The following is an 11154-nucleotide window of genomic DNA, read 5'->3' on the forward strand; positions in this document are numbered from 1 at the left end:
GATCCCGGCCGCGAAGTCTTCCAACTGCCCGCGTACCCGAGCGAGTTCCCGCTCATCCACCGCGGCAGCCAAACACCACCGCAAGGCTCATACAAGCGACACGCCACAACGACCTAACAAAGCACTACTAGTACGGCAGCCGCCGTTCGTGATCACTGTTGTAGTTCGAGGTTGAGCCGGCGTGTGTAGTGGGATTGTCGGGCTCGGGCTTGGTGACGTCGCCGCCACTGTGACCAGTGGAAACGGTGGGTGAGGTCGTTGATCGGGCGAATGATGCAGGTGTTGATCAGACGGCGGATCTCGTTGACGGTCAGCCTGATCAAGCCGCTGTCGGTGGGGGCGTCGGTCTCGTGGGTCGTGGCGTCGGCGGCGCAGATCGCCAGGACGGCGAGAGCTGCGAGGGCGAGGATGGTGAAGCGGTGCCAGGAGTCCCAGCGGCGGACCTGGTGCTGGTCCAGACCGACCTGGCTTTTGGCGGTCTGGAAGCTCTCTTCGACGGTCCACCGGATGCCGGCGACCCGGACGAGTTGGGCGAGTGTTGCTGGGCGTGGGGCCCAGCAGCGGTAGAAGGCCAACTCGCCGGTGGTGCTGTTGCGGCGGATCAGGAGGCTGTGCCGGCCGCCGTCGTCGGGGTCTGCGTCGGTGCACACGTCATCGAGCCAGGCCCAGTCGTAGAAGCGTGGGCCCTTGGATCCGGCGCCGGCGCTGCGGCGTTGCCACGCCGAGTTGGGTAGGTCGGCGGCGACCTGGTCAGCGCGGACTCGGGTCTTGCCGCCGTCGAGTGGGATCAGGTGGCTGCGGGACACCGCGAGGACGTAGCCGAGCCCGTGTTCGCGCACGTGGGCGCGGAAGACACTGCTGTTGCCGTAGGCCTCGTCCGCGGCGACCCACCCCGCCGGCACCCCCGCGTCCAGGGCCGCGGTGAGCATGTCGGCTGCCAGCTCGGACCGCGTGGCGAACTCCACGTCGTCGGGCACTGCGGCGGCCCGACACCGATCGCGGTCGTCGGTCCACGACACCGGCAGGTAGACCCGCCGGTCGATCAAGGTGTGGCCGTGCTCGCTGGCGTAGGCGAGGAACACCCCGACCTGGCTGTTCTCGATCCGCCCCGCGGTGCCGGTGTACTGCCGCTGCACTCCAACCGTGTGCACGCCCTTCTTCAGATCGCCGGTCTCGTCCGGGATCAGGACCGCGTCCGGGTCACCGAACCGGTCGGCGATCAACTGCCGCAGGTCGTCACGGACAGCGTCGGCGTCCCACACCGCCCGGAATAGCAGCCGCTGCATCGCATCCGGCCGGGCGTGTCCAGCCTGCTCCGCCAGCTGCCAGCACGTCTTCATCTCAAGATCGGACAGCAGGCCCGTCACGAACGCCGCCGCCGTGCGACGAGGCTCCACCCGCCCGAACCGGCCTGCGAACGAGTCGAGTACCCCGGCCAGAATCCGCTGCCACCGGTCAGGGTTTACGCTGTGGCGCGCGGCCACCGCACGATCTTCAGTTAGGTCCACAACCGTTGATGATCGGCGGTGGCCGTCAATCGAGGCGAGGGCGATGTGGGCACGTTTGGAACCGGACCGTTCAGCAGTGACGGCGCACTGGACTTCCTTGACGAACTCGCCGAGCGACTGCCACAAGAACGCGCCGAGGTACTACGGCACATGCTCGGCTACGTCCTTGCCAACCGCGACCTCCTCTGGCGGGAGTACTTCCCCGACCAAGTAGTCGCGGCGGCAGCCCTCGTGGCCGCTACCCTTCCCGGCGGCGAGCACCTACAGCACCGCCTCACGCAAGTGTCCGACGAACCGAGCGCAGTGACTCTGCCCGAGCCAGTGCCGGACCTTGCCACGTCCGCGCTCCAAGCGCTGCACTTCGTGGCCGGACCCGGCGGGCCCTGGCATCAAGGATGGACGACCGAGACCGACCAGGCCGAGGCGCAGCAAACCATCGACGGTCTCACCGCCATCCTCCAAGCAGCGAACTCGTAAAGACCTCAGACACACCAGGTCGACCGAAGATCGCGAACGGCGGCTGCCGTACTAGCGGCGACCGTCGTCGCCGCACCGACGGCGGCCCTGGCCGCGCCCAGCACCCCCTCCTTCAGTTCCCGGATCGACGGCTACGCCGCCTACGACGGTCAGGACACCTGCGACCCCACCGCCAAGCCGGGCGTGGTCGGTTTCAAGGACCTGGTCAACGCGACCTACGGCTCGCACACCTGGGGCATCGGCCGCGACTGTGGCAGCGGCGGGACAAGTGAACACAAGGAGGGCCGGGCCCTCGACTACCACTTCAACTACTACGACGCCGGTCAGCGGGCCGACGCCACCGATCTGCTCAACTGGCTGCTCGCCACCGATTCGTACGGCAACCGGCACGCGATGGCCCGCCGGCTCGGCATGATGTACATCATCTGGAACAACAAGATCTGGAAGGCGTACGAGCCGTCGGCCGGCTGGCAGACCTACAGCGGCTCCAACCCGCACACCGACCACATCCACTTCAGCTTCAGCTGGGCCGGCGCGCAGAAGCGCACGAGCTGGTGGTCGGCGGATCACGTGGCCGGGAACGCCTCGGTCTACGGCGTGCTGCCGGACGGCCGGATGACCTACTCGGTGATCGACGCCGGTACCGGCGACCGCACCTTCGGGCCGGTCATCTCCACCGCCACCCTCGGGTTCACGCCGAAGGCCATGGCCACGATGAACTTCAACACGATCCTGGTCACCTCCACCGCCGGCAAGCTCTACCGGGTCGACGTCCGCACCAACAACGAGTCGCTCACCTTCGACGCCCCCGTCGAGATCGGCGCGAAGGGCTGGACCAGCGACCTGCTCGCCTACGACGGGGCCGGCAACCTGTTCGGCATCGCGGACGGCCAGCTGCGCCGCTACGGCGTCACCGTCGGCACCCACTCCGTGACGATCAACAGCAACACCCTGATCGGCAGCGGCTTCACGCTGAACACCCTCACCGCGACCGGGACCAACTGGATCCTGGGCACCACCAGCACGGGCACCCTCCGGTCCTACCGGATCAACGGCCCGGGCGACTGGGACCCGGCGACGCTGGACCCCGACGGCTGGGGCTTCACCCACCTGATGTCGCCGGGCGGCGGCATCTACTTCGGCCGGACCTCCTCCGGCGGCATGTACCACTACCACGACGTCAACCCGTACGACCTGAACGGCAGCGACGTCCAGTACCACCTGAGCGACCCGGTCGACGCGTCCGGCTGGACCCAGGTGCTGCTCTCCACGCAGCCGCGGACCGTCAGCTGACCCGTCCGACGGTCACCCCGCCTGCCGCGACCACCCGGTCGCGGCAGGCGGCCGTCGTACGGCCCCGGAGGCGGGGTCGGTCTCGACCCGGGCGGCAGGGCAGCCGGCCAGCCTGCCGGCGTGCCCCGCCCGGTGTCAGCCGATTCCGGCCCGGCCGGTACGGTCGGCGGGCCGCGCCGCGGCGCAGACGGGAGGTCCGGCAGGTGTCCATCGCCCTGTTCACCCTCGGCGGCACGATCGCGATGGCCGGGCACGATCCGGGCCGGCCGGGAGTGGTCGCCCGGTTGACCGGCGCGGACCTCACCGCCGCCGTGCCCGGGCTCGGCGACCTCGACGCGCCGCTGGACGTGCGGGACGCCCTCGCGGTGCCCAGCGCCCACCTGACGTACCGCCACCTGCTCGACGTGGTCGACGCCGCCGGCCGGGCGGTGACCGCGGGCGCCACCGGCGTGGTGGTCACCCAGGGCACGGACACGCTGGAGGAGTCGGCGTTCCTGGCCGACCTGGTCTGGCCGCACGACGCGCCGCTGGTGTTCACCGGCGCGATGCGCAACCCGACCCTGGCCGGCCCGGACGGCCCGGCGAACCTGCTGGCCGCGGCCCGGGTGGCGGCCGCGCCGGCGGCCCGGGGCCTGGGCGTGCTGGTCGCCTTCAACGACGAGGTCCACGCCGCCCGCTGGGTACGCAAGACGCACAGCACCAGCACCGCCACCTTCGCCTCGCCGAACACCGGCCCGCTCGGGCACGTCTTCGAGGGGCGGGTACGCGTGCTCGTGCGACCGGAGCGGCCGGCGCCGCTGCCGCCGGTCGACCCGGCCCGGCTGGACGACACCCGGGTCGCCCTGCACACGGTGACCCTGGACGACGACGGGCTGCTCCTCGACCGGGTCGCCGACACCCACCACGGACTGGTCGTCGCCGGCTTCGGGGTGGGGCACGTCCCGGCCACGCTGGCCCCGGTGCTCGGCGCCCTGGCCGACCGGATCCCGGTGGTGCTCACCTCCCGCTCCGGCGCCGGATCGGTGCTGCGGAACACCTACGGCGCGGTCGGTTCGGAGACCGACCTGCGCCGGCGCGGGCTGCTGGACGGCGGGCTGCTCGACCCGTACAAGGCCACGGTGCTGCTCCGCCTGCTGCTCGCGGCGGACGCGAGCCGGGACGAGATCGCCGCCGCCCTGGCCCGGCACGGCTGAGCGCCGCGCCCTGCTCCGGCGCGGCTGAGTCGGCTCCCTAGACTGCCCCGGTGACCGGAGAGCGACGACCGTTGGCGGATCGGCCGCTGACCGAGCCGCACCCGTCCCGGTTGCCGCCCGAGCATCCCGACCGGGACCGGATCCTCGCCGCGCACGCCGCCGCGCTGGCCGCCGGGGACGCCGGCTACCTCGATCCGGCCACCGGACTCTTCGTGCTCACCGCGGGCTTCCTGGCCCGTAGGGGTACCTGCTGCGGCCGCGGCTGTCGGCACTGCCCGTACGTCACCGATTGAGGTCTTCCGTCCAGCCGGGGCGAACCCGTACGGTGTCCGGCGGACACGTCGGGTGGACCAGCGGAGGAGTGATCGTGCACGGGCGGAGCGTGGTCGCCGGCGTGGCAGTGCTGTTGGCGGCGGGCTGCGCCGCGGAGGCCGAACCGGTGGCGGTGCCGCCGCCGGCGCCGGTCTCGATCGACGTGCCGGCGGCCTCGTCCGGCGGTGCGTGCCGGCTGCTCGACTTCGCGGTGATCGAGGAGCACGCCCAGGTGCGCTTCGACGTGGCGGCGGCCAGCGCGCGCGGCGACGCCCACACCTGCGTGGTGCGCTCCGGAACGGCGAGCCTGCCCGAGCTCACCCTGACCGTCACCGAGACGTCGATCGACACCACCACGTTCACCGAGGACGTGGTGCCGGCGAAGGCGACCAAGGTCACCGGCCTCGGCAAGAAGGCGTACCGGCGGATCGGCGCTGCGGCCGGCGGTCACGGCCCGGTGGCCGAGGTGGGCTGGCTGGCCGGCGGGGGACGGCTGGCCACGCTGCACTGGACCAGCCCGAAGGGCACTGACCGAGGAGCGGTCGACGACCTCGTCACCGGGCTGGTCGAGCTGGCCAAGAAGGTCGACACCGGCGCCCTCTGAGCGCGCCGGGCGGCCTCGCCCGCCGCCACCACCCCGGGTTCCCGGCCGGTCGGACCGAACCGCCGGCCGGCGGCGGCCACCGGGGGCGGTCAGCCGGGGAGCGGACCGGTCAGCCGGCCGCCACGAAGACCCGCGAGGCGACCTCGCGGGGCAGCCGGATCCGGCCGCCGTCGCGGTCGATGGAGACCCCGTCGCGCTCCTGCGCCACGGTCACCCGGGCGCCCGGATCGACGCCGGCGGCGTGCAGCTGGCGCAGCACGTCGGAGTTGGTCTGCACGCTCTCGCAGATCCGCCGCACCACCACCGGCCCGGACAGCCCGGGGAACGCCAGGTTGCGCTCACCCTCGGCCACGTCGACGGCCTCCGGCTCGGGGGAGCCCAGCTCCTCCAGCCCCGGAATGGGGTTGCCGTACGGCGAGCGGGTGGGCCGGTTGAGCAGGTCGTAGACCCGCTTCTCGACCGCGTCGCTCATCACGTGCTCCCACCGGCAGGCCTCCTCGTGGGCCTCCTCGTAGGGCATGCCGATCACGTTGACGAGCAACAGCTCGGCCAGCCGGTGCTTGCGCATCACCGAGACCGCGGTGGCCCGGCCCTGGGCGGTGAGCGCCAGGTGCCGGTCGCCCTCGACCGTGAGCAGGCCGTCGCGCTCCATCCGGGCGACGGTCTGGCTGACGGTGGGCCCGCTCTGCCGCAGCCGTTCGGCGATCCGGGCGCGCAGCGGCGGCACGCCCTCCTCCTCGAGCTCGAGGATGGTGCGCAGGTACATCTCGGTCGTGTCAACTAGGTCGTGCGACTTCACAGCGTCACCAATCCCTCACGGTGGCGGCGGTGATCCCGCGCTCGGTCCTGTCGACCAGGTCGTGAGATTTCATATCGTCAGCGGCCCTCCGGTGATCGATGCTACCTCGGACGTCCGACGATTGACCGCCGCCGAACCGGTGGTGCCGGCCCGGATGGTGTTGACTGGACGCCATGTCCGGTACCGATGATCTTCTGGTCGAACCCGACCGGCTCGCCGTCGAGCTCGACCGCGCCGACCCGCCCACCGTGCTCGACGTCCGCTGGCGGCTCGCCGGCCCGCCCGGCCGGAACGACTACGCGGCCGGTCACCTGCCCGGCGCGGTCTTCGTCGACCTGGACACCGACCTCTGCGGGCCGCCCGGCGCCGCCGGCCGGCACCCGCTGCCCGACCCGGCCGCGTTGCAGGCGGCGCTGCGGGCCGCCGGCGTTCGCGCTGGTCACCCCGTGGTGGTGTACGACGGCGGCGACGGCATGGCCGCCGCGCGGGCCTGGTGGACGCTGCGCTGGGCCGGCCACCGCGAGGTGCGGCTGCTGCACGGCGGCTTCCCGGCCTGGCTGGCGGCCGGGCTGCCCACCTCGACCGAGGCGCCCGCCCCCCGCCCCGGCGACGTCACCGTCCGCCCGGGCGAGCTGCCGGTGCTGGACGCGGGCGCGGCGGCCCGGCTCGCCGCCGGCGACGGCGTGCTGCTGGACGTGCGGACCGCGCCCCGCTACCGGGGCGAGACGGAGCCGATCGACCCGGTGGCCGGGCACGTGCCGGGCGCGGCCAACCTGCCGGCGGCGGAGTACGTCGGCCCGGACGGGCGGTTCCCGGCCGTCGACGCGCTGCGCGACCGGTTCGCCGCGGCGGGGGTGGGCGCGGACCGCCCGGTCGGGGCGTACTGCGGCTCGGGGGTGACCGCCGCCCAGGCGGTGCTCGCCCTGCACCTGGCCGGCCGGCCGGACGCGGCGCTCTACGTCGGCTCGTGGAGCAACTGGGTCGCCGACCCGGCCCGACCGGTGGCCACCGGAGCGACACCCGACGCGTGAGCAGCGCGTGCGGGGAGGTCACCCGGTGCTCGTGCGACGATGAGCCCATGTCCGACGAGACAGTGGTGGTGTGGGACGAGTCGCTGCTCGCCTATGACATGGGTGACCATCCGCTGGACCCGGTCCGGGTCGAGCTGACCATGGCGCTCGCCCGCGAACTCGGCATCCTGCAACGACCGGGGGTGCGGCTGGTCAAGCCGGAGCCGGCCGACGAGGCGCTGCTGACCCGGGTGCACGACCCGCGCTACCTGGACGCGGTGCGCACCGCCCCGAGCGACCCGCTCTTCGCCGGCTTCGGGCTGGGCACCTCGGACAATCCGGTCTTCCCGGGAATGCACGAATCCAGCGCGCTGGTCGCCGGCGCCAGCGTCGCCGCCGCCGAGGCGGTCTGGCGGGGCGACGCCCGCCGCGCGGTCAACGTGGCCGGTGGCCTGCACCACGCGATGCCGGCCCGGGCCGCCGGCTTCTGCGTCTACAACGACCCGGCGGTGGCCATCGCCCGCCTGCTCGACCTGGGCGCCCAGCGGATCGCCTACGTGGACGTGGACGTGCACCACGGCGACGGGGTGCAGCAGATCTTCTGGGACGACCCGCGGGTGCTCACGGTCAGCCTGCACGAGACCCCGCTCGCGCTCTTCCCCGGCACCGGGTTCCCGGACGAGACCGGCGGCCCGGAGGCGGTGGGCACCGCTGTCAACGTGCCGTTGCCGCCGGGCGTCGGCGACGCCGCCTGGCAGCGCGCGTTCCACGCGATCGTGCCCTCCGTGCTGCGCGCGTTCCGGCCGCAGTTGCTGGTCACCCAGTGCGGCGCGGACGGGCACCGGCTCGACCCGCTGGCCGACCTGCACCTGTCCGTGGACGGGCAGCGCGCCACCTACCTGGCCCTGCGGGCGCTCGCCGACGAGCTCTGCGACGGCCGCTGGGTGGCCACCGGCGGCGGCGGGTACGCGCTGGTCGAGGTGGTGCCCCGGGCGTGGACGCACCTGCTGGCGGTCGCCACCGGCGAGCCGGTCGCCCCGGCCACGCTCACCCCGCCGGCCTGGCGGGAACTGGCCGCCGCGCGCCGGCCCGGCCACCAGGTGCCGCTGCGGATGACCGACGACGTCGACCCGGCGTACGAGCCGTGGCAGCCGACCGGCGAACCGACCGCGGTGGACCGGGCCATCGCGGCCACCCGCAAGGCGGTCTTCCCGCTGTTCGGGCTCGACCCGCACGACCCCCGTGACTGAACCGGTCACCGCCGGGCCGGTGGCGACCGCGCCGCAACCGGTGGACGTGCTGCTCAGCGACGGCACCACCGTCCAGCTGCGACAGATCCGGCCGGCGGACGCCCCGGGCATCGTGGCGATGCACTCCCGGTTCTCCGAGCGCACCCGCTACCTGCGCTACTTCTCGCCGTACCCGCGGATCCCGGAACGCGACCTGCAGCGCTTCGTCAACGTCGACCACCGCGACCGGGAGGCGTTCGTGGTGCTGGCGGGCGAGCGGATCGTCGCTGTCGGGCGCTACGAGCGGCTCGGCCCGGCGGCGCCCGAGGCCGAGGTGGCCTTCGTGGTCGAGGACGCCTACCAGGGCCGGGGGATCGGCTCGGTGCTGCTGGAGCACCTGGCCGACGCCGCCCGCCGGGTCGGCATCGTCAACTTCGTCGCCGAGGTGCTGCCGGCCAACGGCGCGATGCTGCGGGTCTTCGCCGACTTCGGCTACCAGGTGCAGCGCGAGTTCGCCGACGGCGTGGTGCACCTGAGCTTCCCGATCGCGCCCACCGAGGCGACGCTGGAGGTGCAGCGGGGCCGGGAGCACCGCACCGAGGCCCGGTCCATCGCCCGGCTGCTCGCCCCCCGTGGGGTGGCGGTCTACGGCGCCAGCGCCACCGGGCAGGGCGTGGGCGCGGCGGTGCTGGGGCACCTGCGCGACTTCGGTTTCACCGGGCCGGTGGTGCCGGTGCACCCGAGCGCGGCGACGGTCGCCGGGCTGCCCGCGTACCCGTCGGCGGCCGCGGCCGGCCTGCCGGTGGACCTGGCCGTGGTCGCGGTGCCGCCGCCGGCGGCCGAGGCGGTGGTCGCGGACGCGGCCGCCGCCGGGGTGCACGGCCTGGTGGTGATCTCCGCCGGCTTCGCCGAGGCCGGCCGGGAGGGAGCCGCCGCGCAGCGGGCCCTGGTCCGCGCCGCGCACGCCGCCGGGATGCGGGTGGTCGGCCCGAACTGCCTCGGCGTCGCCAACACCGACCCGGCGGTACGCCTCAACGCCACCCTCGCGCCGCGGCTGCCGGTGCCCGGCCGGGTGGGCATCTTCAGCCAGTCCGGCGCGTTCGGGGTGGCCCTGCTGGCCGAGGCGGACCGGCGCGGGTTGGGGCTGTCCAGCTTCGTCTCCGCCGGCAACCGGGCCGACGTCTCCGGCAACGACCTGCTGCAGTACTGGCAGGACGACCCGGGCACCGACGTGATCATGCTGTACCTGGAGACGTTCGGCAATCCGCGCAAGTTCGCCCGGCTGGCCCGCCGGATCGGCCGGGACAAGCCGGTGGTGGCGCTCGCCTCGCCGGCCCGCCCGCCCGGCGTCGGCGACGCCGTCGGGCCGGACCAGGTCGCGGTGAGCGCGCTGTTCGCCCAGTCCGGCGTGATCCGGGTGGACACCGTGGCCGAGCTGCTCGACGTCGGGGTGCTGCTGGCCAACCAACCGCTGCCGGCCGGCCGGCGGGTCGGCGTGGTCGGCAACTCCTCGGCGCTGACCGGGCTGGCCGCCACCGCCTGCGCCGCCCAGGGGCTGACCGTCGCCGCCGGCGGCGTGCGGGACGTCGGCCCGCGCGCCGGGGCGGCCGAGTTCGCCGCCGCGCTGGCCGAGACCGCCGCGGACGACCGGGTGGACGCCCTCGTCGTGGTCTTCGCCCCGCCGCTGCCGGGCCAGCTCCCCGACGCCGAGGCGGACTTCTCCGCCGCGCTGCCGGACGCGCTCGCGGCCGGCAAGCCGATCGTGGCCACGTTCCTGGTCGGCCGGGCGCCGGCCGGGGTGCCGGCGTACCCGAGCGTGGAGGAGGCGGTCCGCGCCCTGGCCCGGGTCACCGCGTACGCCGACTGGCTGCGCCGCCCACCCGGGACGCTTCCGGAGCTGCCCGGCGTCGACCGGGCGGCGGCGCAGGCGGCACTGCGCCCGGAGGCCACCGACCCGGCCGGACTGCTCGCCGCGTACGGCATCGACGTGGTGGAGTCGGTGCCCGCGCGCTCGGCCGACGAGGCGGTCGCCGCGGCCGACCGGCTCGGCTACCCGGTGGCGCTGAAGGCGGCCGCCCCCGGGCTGCGGCACCGGCTCGACCTCGGCGCGGTCCGGCTCGATCTGCCCGACACGGCCACGCTGCGCCGCGCGTACGCCGAGATGTCCCCGGTCTTCGGCGCGGACGTGCTGGTCCAGCCGATGGTCCCGCCCGGCGTGGCCTGCGTGGTCGAGCTGGTGGAGGACCCGGCCTTCGGGCCGGTGGTCGGCTTCGGGCTCGGCGGTGTCGCGACCGAGCTGCTCGGCGACCGGGCCTGGCGGGCCGTCCCGCTGACCGACCGGGACGCCGCCGAGCTGGTCGACGAGCCGCGTGCGGCGCCGCTGCTGCGCGGCCACCGGGGCGCCGCGCCGGTGGACCGGGCGGCCCTGGCCGAGCTGCTGCTGCGGGTCGGCCGGCTCGCCGACGAGCAGCCCCGGGTGCGATCGCTCACGTTGAACCCGGTGCTGGTCCGGCCGGACGGCCTCTCGGTGCTGCACGCCACCGTGCGCACCGGCGCCGCGGCCGACCGGCCGGACACCGGCCCGCGCCGGCTGTAACGCCTCAGAAAGTGTTGGGTAACCGGGTGGCTACTTCTGGTTGAGTTCGTCGTCGAGGCGTCGGGCTGCCTCGGTCTCGATCGGGCCTTGCGGCTCGACGTCCTCACCGGCTAGGCGCGCGGCCATCAACCGG

10 protein-coding genes are annotated in these 11154 nt (G+C 74.2%); 8 read left to right on the forward strand and 2 right to left on the reverse strand.

The window, feature by feature from the left end; all coding sequences use genetic code 11:
• Positions 1-152 precede the first annotated feature (152 nt).
• A complete protein-coding gene (locus DLJ47_RS28310; protein ID WP_446723608.1) occupies positions 153-1484 on the reverse strand; it encodes an IS701 family transposase in 1332 nt (443 codons plus the stop codon).
• Positions 1485-1526: 42 nt separating this feature from the next.
• Here DLJ47_RS28310 and DLJ47_RS28315 point away from each other — a divergent pair, with 42 nt between their 5' ends.
• The 5 genes from DLJ47_RS28315 to DLJ47_RS28335 all read left to right on the forward strand — a co-directional run bounded on the left by DLJ47_RS28315 (position 1527) and on the right by DLJ47_RS28335 (position 5387).
• Positions 1527-1985, forward strand: coding sequence for a DUF4259 domain-containing protein (locus tag DLJ47_RS28315; protein WP_109904473.1), 459 nt, complete (start codon positions 1527-1529; stop codon positions 1983-1985).
• Between the two features lie 183 nt (positions 1986-2168).
• Positions 2169-3278: a hypothetical protein gene (locus DLJ47_RS28320; RefSeq protein WP_233258062.1), complete on the forward strand. Its 1110-nt coding sequence runs from the start codon at positions 2169-2171 to the stop codon at positions 3276-3278.
• Between the two features lie 242 nt (positions 3279-3520).
• Positions 3521-4471, forward strand: a complete 951-nt coding sequence (locus tag DLJ47_RS28325) for an asparaginase (protein WP_446723610.1) — start codon at positions 3521-3523, stop codon at positions 4469-4471.
• A gap of 50 nt (positions 4472-4521) precedes the next feature.
• A complete protein-coding gene (locus DLJ47_RS28330; protein WP_109904477.1) occupies positions 4522-4764 on the forward strand; it encodes a DUF5522 domain-containing protein in 243 nt (80 codons plus the stop codon).
• A 74-nt stretch (positions 4765-4838) separates the two neighbouring features.
• The gene (locus DLJ47_RS28335) at positions 4839-5387 is read left to right on the forward strand and encodes a hypothetical protein (protein WP_109904489.1); all 549 of its coding nucleotides are present in this window, start codon (positions 4839-4841) and stop codon (positions 5385-5387) included.
• Between the two features lie 109 nt (positions 5388-5496).
• Here DLJ47_RS28335 and DLJ47_RS28340 read toward each other — a convergent pair whose 3' ends face one another.
• Positions 5497-6186, reverse strand: coding sequence for a metal-dependent transcriptional regulator (locus tag DLJ47_RS28340; protein WP_109904479.1), 690 nt, complete (start codon positions 6184-6186; stop codon positions 5497-5499).
• Between the two features lie 173 nt (positions 6187-6359).
• Between DLJ47_RS28340 and DLJ47_RS28345 the strand changes: the two genes are divergently transcribed.
• Genes DLJ47_RS28345 through DLJ47_RS28355 form a run of 3 tightly spaced genes read left to right on the forward strand, consistent with a single transcriptional unit; the run spans position 6360 to position 11021 of the window.
• Positions 6360-7217, forward strand: a complete 858-nt coding sequence (locus DLJ47_RS28345; protein ID WP_109904481.1) for a sulfurtransferase — start codon at positions 6360-6362, stop codon at positions 7215-7217.
• Positions 7218-7264: 47 nt separating this feature from the next.
• Complete coding sequence (locus tag DLJ47_RS28350) at positions 7265-8446, forward strand: acetoin utilization protein AcuC (protein WP_109904483.1); 1182 nt, start codon at positions 7265-7267, stop codon at positions 8444-8446.
• The gene (locus tag DLJ47_RS28355; protein WP_446723609.1) at positions 8439-11021 is read left to right on the forward strand and encodes a bifunctional acetate--CoA ligase family protein/GNAT family N-acetyltransferase; all 2583 of its coding nucleotides are present in this window, start codon (positions 8439-8441) and stop codon (positions 11019-11021) included. The genes DLJ47_RS28350 and DLJ47_RS28355 overlap by 8 nt, the downstream gene beginning before the upstream one ends.
• Positions 11022-11154: the final 133 nt, after the last annotated feature.

Source organism: Micromonospora sp. S4605, assembly GCF_003176715.1.
Lineage (GTDB): Bacteria > Actinomycetota > Actinomycetes > Mycobacteriales > Micromonosporaceae > Micromonospora > Micromonospora echinaurantiaca.

Coding starts and splice junctions, on each gene's coding strand:
- DLJ47_RS28325 (WP_446723610.1), top strand. CDS start 3,521: ATGGCCGGGCACGATCCGGGCCGGCCGGGAGTGGTCGCCCGGTTGACC.
- DLJ47_RS28345 (WP_109904481.1), top strand. CDS start 6,360: ATGTCCGGTACCGATGATCTTCTGGTCGAACCCGACCGGCTCGCCGTC.
- DLJ47_RS28350 (WP_109904483.1), top strand. CDS start 7,265: ATGTCCGACGAGACAGTGGTGGTGTGGGACGAGTCGCTGCTCGCCTAT.